9 protein-coding genes are annotated in these 15,603 nt (G+C 63.2%); 1 reads left to right on the top strand and 8 read right to left on the bottom strand.

Going from position 1 to position 15,603, the window contains the following annotated elements:
- Positions 1-83 precede the first annotated feature (83 nt).
- Entirely contained in the window at positions 84-5,609 is a 5,526-nt protein-coding gene (locus IF103_RS01880) for a dermonecrotic toxin domain-containing protein (RefSeq protein ID WP_202675828.1), read from the top strand.
- Positions 5,610-5,678: 69 nt separating this feature from the next.
- On the opposite strand, the gene hutG is transcribed toward IF103_RS01880, so the two are convergent.
- The 8 genes from hutG to hutU form a co-directional block, all read right to left on the bottom strand.
- The gene (hutG, locus tag IF103_RS01875; RefSeq protein ID WP_023378299.1) at positions 5,679-6,482 is read right to left on the bottom strand and encodes an N-formylglutamate deformylase; all 804 of its coding nucleotides are present in this window, start codon (positions 6,480-6,482) and stop codon (positions 5,679-5,681) included.
- Between the two features lie 10 nt (positions 6,483-6,492).
- Positions 6,493-7,698 (bottom strand): imidazolonepropionase, encoded by a 1,206-nt coding sequence (hutI, locus tag IF103_RS01870; RefSeq protein WP_023378298.1) that lies wholly within the window; start codon positions 7,696-7,698, stop codon positions 6,493-6,495.
- A 13-nt stretch (positions 7,699-7,711) separates the two neighbouring features.
- Positions 7,712-9,244, bottom strand: coding sequence for a histidine ammonia-lyase (hutH, locus tag IF103_RS01865; protein ID WP_023378297.1), 1,533 nt, complete (start codon positions 9,242-9,244; stop codon positions 7,712-7,714).
- A gap of 21 nt (positions 9,245-9,265) precedes the next feature.
- Positions 9,266-10,789: an HAL/PAL/TAL family ammonia-lyase gene (locus tag IF103_RS01860; RefSeq protein WP_202675827.1), complete on the bottom strand. Its 1,524-nt coding sequence runs from the start codon at positions 10,787-10,789 to the stop codon at positions 9,266-9,268.
- Between the two features lie 8 nt (positions 10,790-10,797).
- Entirely contained in the window at positions 10,798-11,628 is an 831-nt protein-coding gene (locus IF103_RS01855; protein WP_023378295.1) for a quaternary amine ABC transporter ATP-binding protein, read from the bottom strand.
- Positions 11,625-12,476 carry an ABC transporter permease gene (locus IF103_RS01850; RefSeq protein WP_023378294.1) on the bottom strand — a complete coding sequence of 284 codons (852 nt, stop codon included), beginning with the start codon at positions 12,474-12,476 and terminating at the stop codon, positions 11,625-11,627. Before IF103_RS01850 ends, IF103_RS01855 begins: the two co-directional genes overlap by 4 nt.
- Before the next feature lie 26 nt (positions 12,477-12,502).
- Entirely contained in the window at positions 12,503-13,471 is a 969-nt protein-coding gene (locus tag IF103_RS01845; RefSeq protein WP_023378293.1) for an ABC transporter substrate-binding protein, read from the bottom strand.
- 165 nt (positions 13,472-13,636) lie between these two features.
- Positions 13,637-15,316 carry a urocanate hydratase gene (hutU, locus tag IF103_RS01840; RefSeq protein ID WP_023378292.1) on the bottom strand — a complete coding sequence of 560 codons (1,680 nt, stop codon included), beginning with the start codon at positions 15,314-15,316 and terminating at the stop codon, positions 13,637-13,639.
- Positions 15,317-15,603 lie beyond the last annotated feature (287 nt).

The following is a 15,603-nucleotide window of genomic DNA, read 5'->3' as shown; positions in this document are numbered from 1 at the left end:
ATGTGTCTATGGATAGATCATGTTATGTGCTTGAGCAGAACAGCGGTCCCTAGCATCGGCGCTTTACCGAACGAGGCGCCCGAATGACCACCTTTAGCGACTTGCCGCTGGATAACCACCAGCACCTTCATCCCCACGACCTTATCCTCGCCAAGCTCCCCACCTGGATGCTCAGCGCTGCGCCACACACGTTCGAGCAAATGCGTGCGGCGATCAAAGACGCGCCACACGGTTTCCTGCAAGCATGCGCCAGCAAACCGATGGTCGCACGCCGCCTGGCCCGCGACTATGAGGTCTACCGAACCGCACAGGCGCAGGTACGGTCCCACTTCGAGTCCTTGCCCGACCTGGAGCAGTTCGCCAGGCAACAGCTGACGGCGGCAATGAAAACGCGATTCGACCTCGACCTGGATGTCACCCAGACCTTTCTGTTCAACGCAAGCAAGGCCCAAGCCTACCAGGCGCCCGTCAATGGCGATCCGCTCATTGGCGCCCAGCGGGCCTTCAGGCTTGCGACGCAGTCCTTGCTGCACTGTGCCCTGCAGAATTTTGAAGCAGCCGAAGCGCTGCCTGGGGGGCTCGATGGCGAAACGCTGGTGTCCAGCGTGCTGGACAGCAACGCTTTCCAGGGGCTTCAACCGACTGGCAACCCTGTGCGGCTTGCGCCACACGCGTTCGCTGCGCGGGTGCGCGAACTGGACATTGGCGGCCAATACCAGGCCTTGATCCAGGACGCTTCGACAGCCCTCGCAGCGGCGGAGCAATCGGCGTTCCGCCTCGAGATCCATAGGGCTTATCTCGGCGAGCTGATCGACCAGACCTTGCATGAAGCCCTTCTGGCCTTCGTCGATCATGGCCAGGGCGACTACCAGGGTGGCTACCTGCGATGCGCGTTCCTCAACCTTTTTGAAATACCGCTTACTGGCGCGCTGGTCATCGGTGTCGTGCCGTCCCCAGAGCAGCTCCTGTGGTACGACGCGACCACCCTGCCCTACAAGGACGTTCTGCTCACCTATCTGCCAGGCGCGCCTATACCCTTGAAGGCCCATGCTGGCGTGCACCAGGCTCAGGCGCATCTGCGGGAGCAATTGTGGGCCATGGAGGTGCGCCACCTGCAGCAGGCCGTAGCGGCTCGCGACAGCGCCACGTTCATCACCAGGTTGCGCGATTGCCTGCAACCGATCGACTGGACCACGTACACCCCGAAGCCGGGGCATCAGGGTGGCCAGGCCCAGCGGGTACGCGACCCCGACGCCTGGGTCCCGGTCACCTTGCAACCGATCACCCGTCCGCTCGCCGATGAACTGGCCCGTCAGAAACAGCTTCGGTTCAAGGATGACGCGCTGTTCCATGCCGTACCGACTGCGTTCGAGGACCAGAAAAGTGCGCAGAAACGGCGTGCCTATTTCGAGCAACTGGCATTCACCGCACTGAATATCGGTGCGTTCGTCGTACCCGGCCTGGGCGCGCTGATGCTGGGCCTCTCGGCCATCCAACTGAGTTACGAAGTGTACGAAGGCGTCGAGAGCTGGGCAGACGGCGACCGGGATCAAGCATTCGACTATTTGCTGGACGTGGTGGAAAACGTCGCTCTCCTAGGCGTGCTGGGCGCAACGGGCGGAGCCAATGGCACGCCCGCCATCGAGCGTATTTCGGTGGAAACGCCTTCGTTCATCGAAGCGCTCGAACCTGTCACCCTGCCCGACGGCGATACTCGCCTGTGGCAGCCAGACCTCAAGCCGTTCGCTCATGACATTGTGCTGCCTGCCGGCCTCGAACCTGACGAGGCCGGTCTGTACCACCATGACGGCAAGACCTGGCTACCCATCGACGGCGAAACCTACAGGGTCGAACAGTCACCTCCCCAGAATGAATATCGCCTCGTTCACCCCGTCCGTCCTTTGAGCTATGAACCACCGCTGCGTCATAATGGCGCGGGCGCCTGGTTGCATCCCCTGGACCGCCCCGAGCAATGGCAGGAACTGGCATTGTTCCGCCGCGCCAGCCACCTGAGCACAAGGTTCGATGATCGGACAGCGGTGCGCCTGCTGCGTGTGAGTGGTACCGATGAGGATGTCCTGCGACGGACAGTCATCGAGCAGCACCGACTGCCGGGGCCCCTGCAAGACTCGATGACCCGCTTCGAGTTGTACCGGTCGATCACCCAGCAGCCCGAGCTGACAGAGCCCGGCCACATCCATGCCGCATTCCAGGCGCAGTACCTGGAGCAACCCGTCAGCGTCTTCCCCGGCGCCGATACTGTCCGCTCGCGCTACCCGAACCTCCCGAAGCCGGTCATCGAAGAGCTGCTGCAAAACGTCGTGCCGGACGAACTGGCCGAGCTGCGCACGGGAAGAATCCCTCGGCGCCTCGCCGAAGAGGCCCGCCTGCTGCAACAGCAGGTAAGGCTCAATCGCGCCTATGAAGGCCTGTACCTGGAGAATGTGCGCAACTGGGATACCGACCTGCTGGTCCTGCACACCCTGGAAGGCCGGCCTAGCTGGTCACCCGATATCGCTATCACCCTGGAGCAGCGCCTGCATTCACCGACCCAGGCCGACAGCATTGGCCCGCATGATGCGTCGGGACGCAAAACGATCATCTGCACGCACACCGGTTACGTCGTGGTGGACAGTGACAGCCTCGACCAACCGATTTTCGCTCACGGCTCACTGTACGGGGCTCTATTCGAAGTGCTTGCACCCACGCAGCGCCAGGCGCTGGGCGTAACGCATGGGCAGGCGCTCAAACGATTGGTTCAGCAAGGCACTCCATTAACGCGTGCGGCCTTGCGCAAGGTGCTGGGAATGCAGCCTGTGCGTCCAGGTTTTCGCTCGCCCATGCGCCTGGCGGATGGCCGCATCGGCTACCCGCTGGGTGGCACTCGCCCTCGCATCACCAGCATTTCCCGGCAAACGTTGCTCAACGCCATCCGCCAGATAGGGCTTCACGCACCAGTCCCCAGGCCTGCCGAACAGACCTTGGCCGCCCTGGAAAGCCGAGGCATGACACGCACCTCGATCAACGACCTGCTACAAAACCTGATGGGCCAGCGCAATCAGTTGCACAGCAGCCTCGGGCAATGGCGGCGACTGGCCGAACGCATGCCCCATCAGCCGGCTGATCACTTGGAGCGACTGCTAAGCACCATTTCGCAGTACTGGTACGACAGTGCATTTGCTCCGGCCAGTCAGCCGCTGCGGCTCGAACGCCTGTCCTTGCTCGAATTCCCGCTCAATTTGCCGGAGTTCTTCACCGAGGGCGTTACCGACCTGCAACTGGTCGACACATCACCCGAAGCCTTCGAAGGCTGGACTCGGCACGCGCCACAACTGAACAACCTGCTGCGACAGTTTTCGAACCTGAGGACCTTGGACATCAGCCGCGCCTATCGACCTGATGCGCCGCCCTCTCCGTTCCAGTTCAGCCTGCCACTGATTGCCCAGCACGTTCATTCACTCGAATCGCTCAGCCTTACCCATCAGAACCTGTCGCTGTCGGCAACGGACATCGACAGCCTGATGACACTGACGAGCCTGCGACGCCTGGACCTGAGCGGTAATCGGCTCTCGGAGGAATACCCCCCCAGCTTCGACGAACTGACGCTGGATTACCTCGGCCTGGACAATATGAACCTGGACCATTGGCCACGCGGCCTGGGCTACAACGCCGTCAGCCACATACGTCACATTTCCCTGCGCAACAATCAGATCAGGGTGTTGCCCAACCTGCTCCTGAGCAACCGCGTCAGCGTCGCCGAGCATGCCCAGCTCTCTTTGCAGGGCAACCAGATCTTCGAGGACGAGATGCAACGTGTGCTGCTGAGCGAAGATGGTCGCGCAGCCCGCTTCGAAATGGACCAGACCGCCGATTTCAGGGCCCACCTCGCCCTGCTGCTGGAGCGGCGGCAGCAGTTGCGCGACCTTATCGATAACTACGTCAATGCCTCCAGCTCGACTGCTATCCTCAGTCAGGCGGTAATGGCCAGTCGAATGCGCATCGCAACGGCCCTGTCCGATTTCTGGCACAACCAAGAGATCGGCCTGACGCGCTCGCCACTGCGCCTGGAGGGCATTTCACTGGAACATTTCCCCAGGCGTTTGCCCGCGTTCTTCACAGACCAGGTACGCAGCCTCACACTGGAGCGCGTCAGAGGCACCAGCAACCAGTTGAGCGAACTGCTAGGCCGCTTCGCGCAGGTCACTCGCCTGACCGTCGACAGTTATCTCCAGGCACAGCAGACACTGCCGTCGGCACTGCTGCGTCTGCCCAACCTGACCGAACTCGCACTGCGCAACTCCGGGCTGGAGATCGACCAGGCCGTACTCGATACGCTTGGGCGCCTGCACAGCCTCGATACACTGGACCTCAGCGGTAACCGGATGGGCCAGATCACCACCACGCCGCCGGCCCTGCGCTCGTTGCGTCGACTGGACCTGAACGAGATGGGCTTGAGGCATTGGCCCAGCTGGGTCGACAGTCTGCTTCCCCTGGAGATGCTGGACCTGAGTGACAACCGCCTCACCGAATTGCCGGCGAATGTCCTGGCCAACCTCGATAGCGACCTTCCCATCAGCTCGATCCTGTTGCTGAACAACCCACTGACCGACGAAACGGTCTACCGTGCCCGGCTGTCTTCGGACAGTCAGCGCAGTTTTACCTTCGCCATGGATGCTCCAGACTCTTCGGACGACGGCGATTGGTTCGGCCATTTCCATTCGCCCGTGCTCGACACGCTCAGCGATGAGCCACGCCTGGACGACTGGCTGCTGGCATCGGAGGTCGAAAATCAGGCCATGAGCGATTGTTGGCAGCAACTCGAAGCATCCGGCGCGGCAAACGACCTGTTGATGCTGGTGGGTCGCCTGAAAAATACCGCGTCTTACCAGAACGGCAGCACTCGCCTGGCGTTCTGCGAGCGGGTGCGCAAGGTGCTGGTCCAGGCCTTGCTCAACCCGGACGACCTGGTGTTGTTCAACCTCCAGGCCAGGGAAGCCCTGCCCCAGGAGAACGGTAGCCAGACCTGCCATGACGGGGCACTGCTGGCTTTCAAGAACATCGAGTTCTACATGGCCAACCAACGCTTGCAGATCGACGGGGTCGATTCCGAGGCCAACCTGTACCGGGAGGTACGACGCCTGTATCGCCTGCACACGCTGGACGAAGTGGCCAAGCGGGAGACCGGCGACAGGGACGAAGCGGAGGTGCGCCTGACCTACCTGCGCGAGTTGAACGTCCCCCTGGAACTCGGCCAACCCGTGGACAGCCTGCGCTATGCGATCAACGCCAGCATCGAGGAACTGACCGATGCGGAGTTGCAGGTACAGCGTGGCGAACTGGGCGAGGACTTCCTGCACTTCGCCGAAGGGAACGAGCGCTGGGTGCAACACCTGCGCCTGACCCACGCCGAACGGTTCGCCGATATCGAGAACACCTATCGCGCCCAGGTAACCGAACTGTCGGAGCAACATGCCGACAGCCCGCTCAGCACCCTTACCGAAGCGCTCGACGCCTTGGATCGCAGCAAGAAAGCTCGCGAATCACGGCTGATCCGTGAACTCACCGCTTTTGCAAACCCTGATCGCCGACCACGCTCGACAAGCGCGTAGCCGCCACCCACCTCACCAGGCCAGCCTGCGCAGACTGCTCCACGGCACTGCGCAGGCCGTACCCGGCCATCAGCCAGGGTAGCGTTCACGCCCCCAATCAAGCATCGCCGTGAGCAATTGCCTCAGCACCTTCTGGGTTGGCGCTGCGAGGTCCTCGCGGTAGGCGAAGGGTTCCACCTCCTCCATGTAGGTACTTTGCGCCAGCTCAAGCTGCACCGCATGGACATGCGAGGCCGGCTGACCGTAGTGACGGGTGATATGCCCGCCCTTGAAACGCCCATTCAGGACGTGGGTGTAACCCTTGGCCTCGGCGCAAACCTTCTCCAGCCGCTCGGCCAGCTGAGCATCGCAACTGTTGCCGTTGAAGGTCCCCAGGTTGAAGTCGGGCAACGTGCCGTCGAACAAGTGCGGAATCACCGAACGGATCGAGTGGGCATCCCACAACAGGGCGTAGCCATGGATTTCACGCAGGCGCGCCAGCTCGTGACGGACAGTGTCGTGGTAGGGACGCCAAATTCGCTCCAGGTAGGTCTTGCGCTCTTCGCCACTGGGCGCCAGGCCGTCCTTGAACAGAGGCTCGCCGTCGAACAGCGTGGCCGGATAAAGGCCAGTGGTAGCACCAGCGTACAGGGGCTTGTCATCGTCGGGACGATTCAGGTCGATGACAAACCGCGAGTACTCCGCCGCTACGACGCTGGCACCCAGCTCACGGGCAAAATCGTACAACCGGGGGATATGCCAGTCGGTATCCGGCAGGCTGCGGGCCTGATCGACCAGCCCATCACGCACCGTGGCAGACAGTTTCAGGCCGGCATGGGGCATGCTGATCAGCAACGGCAGCGTGCCTTGGTGGAAACTCAGTACCTTGTCCATCTCGTCTCGCTCAATTGGAAATCTCGTGACCCATGCGCACGATACGCTTGGGCAAGTCCCCCCCGAGCCAGTAGGCCAGGTCGGCGGGGCGCTCGATCCGCCAGGCGACGAAGTCCGCCGCCTTGCCAGGCTCCAGCGAACCGTGACTGGCACCCAGGCCCAACGCCATGGCGGCATGCAGGGTCACCCCTGCCAGCGCCTCCTCCGGCGTCATGCGAAACAGCGTGCAGCCCATGTTCAACATCAGCCGTAACGACAGCCCAGGCGAGGTGCCGGGGTTGAGGTCGCTGGCCAGGGCGATTCTCACGCCATGACGGCGCAGGGCATCCATCGGCGGCAGTTGGGTTTCACGCAGGAAGTAGAAGGCGCCTGGCAGCAAGACGGCCACCGTGCCGGCCTTGGCCATGGCAATTGCATCGTCTTCGGTCATGAACTCCAGATGATCTGCCGACAACGCCTGATAGCGTGCCGCCAGGCTCGAACCGTGCAGTGACGACAACTGTTCGGCATGCAGCTTGACCGGCAGGCCCAGTTCGCGCGCCTTTATGAACACCCGCTCCACCTGGTCGGGCGAGAACGCCAGGTGTTCACAGAAGGCATCCACGGCGTCCACCAGCCCTTCCTCGGCCAGCGCAGGCAGCATCTCGTCACAGATGTGGGCGATGTAGTCATCGGCCCTGCCGGCATACTCCGGCGGCAGGGCGTGGGCCGCCAGGCAGGTGGCGCGCACGGCCACCGGCAGCTCTTCGGCCAAGCGCCGCGCGACGCGCAGCATCTTGCGTTCGTTGGCCAGGTCCAGGCCGTAGCCGGACTTGATCTCGATCGCCGTCACGCCATCGCGCATCAGCGCCTGGACTCGCTGCCTGGCACTGGCGAACAACGCGTCCTCGCTGGCTGCGCGTGTGGCCCGCACGGTACTGGCGATGCCGCCGCCTTGCGCGGCGATCTCGGCGTAGCTCACGCCTTGCAGGCGCTGCTCGAATTCACCGCTGCGATTGCCGCCAAACACGGCGTGGGTGTGGCAGTCGATCAAGCCTGGAGTGACCCAGGCGCCGTTCAGGTCCACCGTGCGGTCGATCTCTAGCGTCGGCAGTTCGCCACGCGGGCCGATCCATTCGATCAGCCCTGCGCTACTGACAATGGCCGCGTCCTCGATGATCGAGTAGCTGCCTTGGGCCATGGTTGCCGCGTGGCAGTGCTGCCAAAGCGTTCTCATATGGGTACTCCTGTCAGAGGCTTGGCAGCACGCCGGCCGGCAACAGCGCGGTCAATTTGCCTTCAGCCAACAAGGCGCTGGCCACTTCGATGTCCGGCGAGAAGAAGCGGTCGCGGTCATAGTGCGGCACCTCGCGGCGCAGCACCTGGCGCGCCTGCTCCAGTTTCACCGAGGTTTTCAGCCCCTCGCGCAGGTCCAAGCCCTGACAGGCGCCCAGCCATTCGATGGCCAGCACGCCCCGGGTGTTCTCGGCCATTTCCCACAGACGCTTGCCAGCGGCCGGCGCCATGGACACATGGTCTTCCTGGTTGGCCGAGGTCGGCAGGCTGTCGACACTGTGCGGATGGGACAGGGCCTTGTTTTCGCTGGCCAATGCGGCAGCGGTGACCTGGGCGATCATGAACCCTGAGTTCACCCCGCCGTTTTCCACCAGGAACGGCGGTAGCTGGGACATGTGCTTGTCCATCATCAGCGAGATGCGGCGCTCGCTCAGCGCACCGATCTCGGCAATCGCCAGGGCGATGTTGTCCGCGGCCATGGCTACCGGTTCGGCGTGGAAGTTGCCACCGGAAATCACATCGCCCTGCTCGGCGAATACCAATGGGTTGTCGGACACGGCATTGGACTCCACTGCCAGCACCTGCGCTGCCTGACGCAACTGGGTCAGGCAAGCCCCCATGACTTGAGGCTGGCACCGCAGGGAGTACGGGTCCTGGACCTTGCCGCAGTTCTGGTGCGAGCGCGACACTTCGGTCGAGTCGCTCAGCAAATCACGGAAGCAGGCTGCGGTGTCGATCTGTCCAGGCTGGCCGCGCGCCGCATGGATGCGGGCATCGAACGGTGCACGCGAGCCCAGCGCGGCTTCCACGGTCAACCCACCACAGGCGATGGCCGCGGCGAACAGGTCTTCGGCCTGGAACAGCCCGCGCAAGGCGTAGGCGGTGGAGGCCTGGGTGCCGTTGAGCAGCGCCAGACCTTCCTTGGCAGCCAGGGTCAGCGGCTCGAGGCCCGCCACAGCCAGGGCTTGGTTGGCGGGGAGCCATTCACCTTGGTAGCGCGCCTTACCTTCGCCCAGCAAGACCAGCGACATGTGCGCCAGCGGTGCGAGGTCGCCGGAAGCACCGACCGACCCTTTGAGCGGGATGTGCGGGTAGACCTCGGCGTTGACCAAGGCAATCAGCGCATCGATCACCTTGCGCCGGATGCCCGAGAAACCGCGGCTCAGGCTGTTGATCTTCAGCACCATGATCAGCCGCACCATGGCATCGTCCAGTGGCGCGCCGATGCCGGCTGCATGGGACAGCACCAGCGAGCGCTGCAAGTTCTCCAGGTCGTGGCTGGCGATACGGGTCGAGGCGAGCAGACCGAAACCGGTGTTGATGCCGTAGGCAGTGCGGTCTTCGGCGATGATGCGCTCGACACAGGCGACGCTGGCGTCGATCCCAGCGTCAGCACTTGGGTCCAGCGTCAGCCGAACCGGTGCATGGTGGATCCGGCGCAATTGGGCCAAAGTCAGGCTGCCGGGAACGAGGTTGAAAGCTTCCATGTGCTGGCTCCTTGTTATTGTTCAGTTCAGCGCCGACAGCACAGGCTGCGGCAACCGGGGATCTTTGAGCAGGGCTGCGGCACAGGCGATGTCCGGTGCCAGCCAACGATCCTGCAGGTAGGCCGGAACCTGTTTGCGCAGCAGGCGCCAGGCAGCGTCGGTACCGACGCCGAAGCGCTGCTCCTTGAGAAACTCGAAGGCCTGGGCTGCCAGCAGGTACTCGATGGCGAGGATCTGCGTGCAGTTCTCCAGGACTTGGTGCAGCTTCAAGGCGGCATTGGTGCCCAGGCTCAGGTGGTCTTCCTGCAAGCCCGAGGTGACGAAGTTGTCGAGCACCGCCGGTTGCGCCAGCTGACGGTTCTGTGCGCACAGCGAGGCCGCGACGTACTGGGCGATCATCATGCCCGAGTTGACTCCAGGGTCGCTGACCAGGAATGCCGGCAGGCCGCTGACATGCGGGTTCACCAGACGGTCCAGACGACGCTCGGCGATCGAGCCGATCTCGGCCATGGCGATTGCCAGAAGGTCCGCCGCCATGGCCACCGACTGGCCGTGGGGGTTGGCCTGAGAGACCACGCGGAAATCGTCCGGCGTGCCCAGCAGCAACGGGTTGTCGTTGGCACCGTTGAGTTCCGCCTCGATCTGCCGCACCGCGTGGGCCAATTGGTCACGGGCAGCGCCATGCACCTGCGGGATCGAACGAATGCTCAGCGCATCCTGGGTGCGGATACCCTTGCTGGTGGCGATCACTTCGCTGCCTTCGAGCAAGGCGCGCAGATTCGCACCCACCACCTGCATGCCCGCATGAGGTTTGAGGGCGATGATCTCGGGGTCGAAGGCGGCGATCTGACCACGCAACGCTTCGAAACTCATGGCCCCGATCACATCGGCCCATTGCAGCAAGCGGCTGGCATCGTCCACGGCCAAGCTGGCCAAGCCGGTCATGCACGGCGTGCCATTGACCAGGCACAGGCCGTCCTTGGCACCCAGCTGGACAGGCTCCAGCCCTTCGGCACTCAGGGCCTGGGCGGCTTCCACGACCTGCCCGCGATAGCTGACCCTGCCGATACCCAGCAGGCACACACCGACATGGGCCATGTGGGTCAGGTAGCCCACCGAACCCTGGGACGGCACCTGCGGGGTGATGCCGTGGTTGAGCAGTGCAAGCAGCGCTTCGACCACGCCACGCTGCAGGCCGGACTTGCCATGGCTGTAGTTGACGATGGCGGCGCAGATGATCGCCCTGGTCTGCTCATCGGGCAGCGCCGGCCCCACGCCGCAGGCGTGACTGAGCAAGGTGTTGCGCGACAGCGCGCTCAGTTGCTCGCCTTGCAGCGATACGTTGCACAGCGCGCCGAGGCCGGTGTTGACCCCATAGGCACGCTCACCACTGTCGACGATATGCCGCACGATGGCCTGGGCGTTGTCGATACGCGCCCACACCAAAGGTGCCAGCTCAAGGCGCGCGCCATGGCGGGCGACGGCGGCGATGTCCTGCCAGCGCACCAGGGCGCCAGTGATGACGACGGTTTCAGCTTGCGACATGGCGCTCCTCATACCGCAACAGCGCGGCGCTGGACAAAACGGTCGACGTATTCGTCGGCCGGGTTGTGAAGGATCTGGTGCGGCGTACCGACCTGGATCAGGCGGCCATCCTTGAGAATGGCGATGCGGTTGCCAATGCGCACGGCTTCATCCAGGTCATGGGTGATGAACACGATGGTCTTGTGCAGCGTTTTCTGCAGTTCGAGCAATTGGTCCTGCATTTCAGCGCGGATCAGCGGGTCCAGGGCGCTGAACGCCTCGTCCATGAGGATGATGTCGGTGTCCGCCGCCAAGGCCCGGGCCAGGCCGACGCGCTGGCGCATGCCGCCCGACAGCTGGTGCGGATACTTCTTCTCGTAGCCCTTCAGACCGACGGTCTCGATCCACTGCTGAGCGCGCTCTGCGCACAGTTGCTTGCTCTCGCCCCGCACCTTCAGGCCATAGGCGACGTTGTCCAGCACGTTGCGGTGCGGCAACAGGCCAAAACTCTGGAACACCATGCTGATCTTGCGCCGGCGAAACTCGCGCAAGGCTTCCATGTCGTATTTCAGAATGTCCTCGCCATCGACCAGGATCTGCCCACTGGTGGGGTCGATCAGCCGGTTGAAGTGGCGCACCAGGGTCGACTTGCCGGAACCGGACAGGCCCATGATTACGAAGATCTCGCCGCTGCCGATGGACAGCGACAGGTCGTTGACCCCGACCACGCAACCCGTCTGCGCCAGCACCTGCTCCTTGCCCTGCTTGTTGCGGATCAGTTGCAAGGCTTCCTCGGCACGGTCGCCGAAGATCTTGAAGACGTTCTTCACCTCGATCTTGCTGATCGCCTGCGTGCTCATTTGCTCACCTCGTGGCGTGGCCGGCCATAGGCCTGGGTAATGCGGTCGATCACCACCGCGAGAATGACGATCGCCAGACCCGCTTCGAGGCCGCGGCCGACGTTCAGGGTCTGGATACCGACCAGCACGTCTTCGCCCAGCCCCCGGGCGCCGATCATCGAGGCAATCACCACCATCGACAGCGCCATCATGGTGGTCTGGTTGATGCCGGCCATGATGCTGGGCAATGCCAGTGGCAACTGCACGCCGAACAGCTGTTGCCAGCGGTTGGCGCCGAAGGCGTTGATGGCCTCCATCACTTCACCGTCGACCTGACGAATCCCCAGGTCGGTCAGGCGGATCAGGGGCGGCGCGGCGTAGATCACCGTGGCGAAGATCGCCGGCACCTTGCCCAGGCCGAACAGCATCAGCACCGGAATCAGGTACACGAAGCTTGGCATGGTCTGCATGATGTCCAGCAATGGCATCAACACTGCGCGCAAGCGGTTGCTGCGCGCCGACAGGATGCCCAGCGGAATGCCCACCAGCACCGAGATCACGGTGGCGACCAGCATCAGTGCCAACGTCTGCATCAACTTGTCCCAGAGGCCGACAGCGCCGACCAGGAACAACAAGCCGGTGATCACCAAGGTCGGCAGTACACGCCGGGTGGCGTGCCAGGCGATGACCGCCACCACCCCCAGCATCAGCCACCAGGGTGTGGCACGCAGCAGGCCTTCGAGACTGACGATGGCCCAAAGCAGGGTGTCGGAAATGTGCCGGAACACATCGCCGTAGTTGGTCACCAGGGCGTCGACCCAGCCGTTGACCCAGTCGGCGATGGAGAATGTCAGGTTGTCAGGAAACATAGGTTCCACTCATCAGCTGAGGACGCTCAGAGCGCCGCGTTGATCTTCTTGGCGGCATCCGTGCTGACCCAGGACTGCCAAACTTCAGGATGTTCCTTGAGGAACGTCTTGGCCAGTTCTGGCGATTCGATCCGATCCTTGGTCATACGCGCCAGGTTCTGGTTCAGCAGGTCGATCGGCAGATTGACCTTCTCCAGCACCGCGACCAGTTCGGGGGCTTGCTCGTGGAACGCTTTCGACAGGCCGACCTTGATGGTCACGGACTTGTCCACGCCTTCCTTCTCTTGCAGCTTGACCAGGTCGACCTGGCCCATCAGCGGGGTTGGGGTCCAGTAGTAGAAAAGAATCGGCTCGCCGCGCTTGTAGCTCGACAGCACGGCAGCATCCAGTGCCGGGCCAGTACCTGGACGGAAGTTGGTGTAGCTGCTTTCCAGGCCGTACTCCTTGAGCATCTTGGTGTTGTCCAGCTCACAGGTCCAACCGGCAGGGCAGTTGTAGAAGCGGCCTTTGCTCGGCTCCTCCTGGTCCTTGAACACGCTGGAATACTTGGCCAGGTCGGCGACGTTCTTCAGGTCTGGCGCCTTGGCTTCGAGCTTGCGCTTGGCATCGCCCTCGATCACGTAGCGCGGCACGTACCAGCCCTCTTGCGCGCCCACCACAGGGGCGCCGACACCTACCACCTTGCCGGCGGCTTCGGCCTTGTTCCAGACCTCGCTGCGGCCTACCCACTCCTCGGCGAACACCTGGATGTCATTGGTGCCCAGGGCGTTCTCCATGGTGATGGAGTTGCCGGGCAGGCTGTCGGTCTCGCAGCCGTAGCCGTGCTTGAGCACGAACTGCATCACGTCGGTCAGCAGCATGCCGCTTTCCCAGTTCAGCCCGGCGAACTTCACCGGCTTGCCGGATTCACACCAGCCCGCGGCCTGGCTGCTACCGGCAGCACCGAGCAGACCAAGGGCGAACAGCGAGGCGAGCAGGGTCTTGTTGGTTTTCATTGCGTGACGCTCCCAAACTTGAAAGTGGAAATCGGCAGGGCTCGAAAAAGGGGGCCGAGGCCACGTGACGGACCATTGCCGGCAAATCGGCTCCCTCAGGGCTCAACACCGTACCTGTAGGAGCCGGCGTACCGGCCATGGTCTGCACAGCAGCCTCAGGGCCCGTCAGCCAGTGATCATCGGCAGGTTCAGCCCCTGCTCTTTGGCACAATCAATCGCAATCTGATACCCCGCATCGGCATGGCGCATCACGCCAGTGGCCGGGTCGTTGGTCAGTACGCGGGCGATACGCTCGGCGGCTTCGTCGGTACCATCGCAGACAATTACCATGCCCGAATGCTGCGAGAAGCCCATCCCCACGCCGCCACCATGGTGCAGCGACACCCAGGTGGCGCCACTGGCGGTGTTCAGCAGGGCGTTGAGCAGCGGCCAGTCGGACACCGCATCCGAGCCGTCGCGCATGGCTTCGGTTTCGCGGTTGGGGCTCGATACAGAACCCGAGTCCAGATGGTCACGGCCAATCACGATCGGTGCCGACAGTTCGCCGCTGCGTACCATTTCGTTGAACGCCAGGCCCAACTTCGCGCGCAGACCCAGGCCAACCCAGCAAATACGCGCCGGCAGGCCCTGGAAACTGATGCGTTCGCGGGCCATGTCCAGCCAGCGATGCAGGTGGGCATCGTCCGGGATCAGTTCCTTGACCTTGGCGTCGGTCTTGTAGATGTCCTCGGCGTCGCCGGACAGCGCCGCCCAGCGGAACGGGCCGATGCCCCGGCAGAACAGCGGACGGATGTAGGCCGGCACGAAGCCTGGGAAGTCGAAGGCGTTGCTCACACCCTCTTCCTTGGCCATCTGGCGGATGTTGTTGCCATAGTCGAAGGTCGGGATGCCCTGTTTCTGGAAGTCGAGCATGGCCTGGACGTGCACGGCCATGGACTGCTTGGCGGCCTTGACCACAGCGGCGGGCTCGGTCTGGGCGCGATCACGGTACTGCTCCCAGGTCCAACCGGCTGGCAGGTAGCCGTTGAGCGGGTCGTGGGCGCTGGTCTGGTCGGTGACCATGTCCGGACGTACGCCACGCTTGACCAGCTCGGGCAGGATCTCGGCGGCGTTGCCGTGCAGGGCGATGGAGATGGCCTTGCCTTCGGCGGTGTACTTGGCGATGCGCGCCAGGGCATCGTCCAGATCGGTGGCCTGCTCATCCACGTAGCGGGTCTGCAGGCGGAAGTCGATGCGGCTCTGCTGGCATTCGATGTTCAGCGAGCAGGCACCTGCCAAGGTCGCGGCCAGCGGCTGGGCGCCGCCCATGCCGCCAAGGCCGGCGGTCAGTACCCACTTGCCCTTGAGGCTGCCGTTGTAGTGCTGGCGGCCTGCTTCGACGAAGGTTTCATAGGTGCCCTGAACGATGCCCTGGCTGCCGATATAGATCCAACTGCCAGCGGTCATCTGGCCGTACATGGCCAGGCCCTTCGCATCCAGCTCGTTGAAGTGTTCCCAGTTGGCCCAGTGCGGCACCAGGTTGGAGTTAGCGATCAGCACACGCGGGGCGTTGGCGTGGGTCTTGAACACACCGACCGGCTTGCCCGATTGCACCAGCAGGGTTTCGTCGTCATTCAGGTTGGTCAGGCTCTCGACGATCTTGTCGTAGCACGCCCAATTGCGCGCGGCGCGGCCAATACCACCGTATACCACCAACTCCTTGGGGTTCTCCGCCACTTGTGGGTCGAGGTTGTTCATCAGCATGCGCAGCGGCGCTTCGGTCAGCCAGCTTTTGGCGGTCAGCTTGTTGCCACGCGGGGCGCGGATCTCGACGTCACGGAATTTGTTCAAGTTGTTGTCAGTCACGAAAAGTGCTCCTTGAGCGATCTATCCAAACCCGACGTGATCGGCGGGCCAGTGGTGCGTTGGGTCAAACGCGAGAGGGACGGCCTATCCACTTTCGCGCACTTGGCTTTACTTGTACATACAAGCATATGCAATTGAATTGCCAAGTCACTTTTCCCAGCGCGCGACAGCGGCCCCGCGGCTGCTTGAAAGCCACGTCATTCAAGGGTTACGGGATGTGAGAAAAATCTGGGGAGGCGTTGCGGTAGAGGATTCAGGCCAAGGCGGCATTGCGCCACCCTGGGGCA

It is taken from the genome of Pseudomonas sp. SK2, assembly GCF_016772395.1.
GTDB classification, from domain to species: Bacteria; Pseudomonadota; Gammaproteobacteria; order Pseudomonadales; family Pseudomonadaceae; genus Aquipseudomonas; species Aquipseudomonas taiwanensis.
This window is presented reverse-complemented; position numbering and strand designations above follow the sequence as displayed.

Bases quoted from the DNA above. Each gene is read 5' to 3' on its own strand.
- IF103_RS01850 (WP_023378294.1), bottom strand. From the start codon at position 12,476: ATGTTTCCTGACAACCTGACATTCTCCATCGCCGACTGGGTCAACGGC.
- hutI (WP_023378298.1), bottom strand. From the start codon at position 7,698: ATGAGAACGCTTTGGCAGCACTGCCACGCGGCAACCATGGCCCAAGGC.
- IF103_RS01880 (WP_202675828.1), top strand. From the start codon at position 84: ATGACCACCTTTAGCGACTTGCCGCTGGATAACCACCAGCACCTTCAT.
- hutH (WP_023378297.1), bottom strand. From the start codon at position 9,244: ATGGAAGCTTTCAACCTCGTTCCCGGCAGCCTGACTTTGGCCCAATTG.
- IF103_RS01845 (WP_023378293.1), bottom strand. From the start codon at position 13,471: ATGAAAACCAACAAGACCCTGCTCGCCTCGCTGTTCGCCCTTGGTCTG.
- IF103_RS01855 (WP_023378295.1), bottom strand. From the start codon at position 11,628: ATGAGCACGCAGGCGATCAGCAAGATCGAGGTGAAGAACGTCTTCAAG.
- IF103_RS01860 (WP_202675827.1), bottom strand. From the start codon at position 10,789: ATGTCGCAAGCTGAAACCGTCGTCATCACTGGCGCCCTGGTGCGCTGG.
- hutG (WP_023378299.1), bottom strand. From the start codon at position 6,482: ATGGACAAGGTACTGAGTTTCCACCAAGGCACGCTGCCGTTGCTGATC.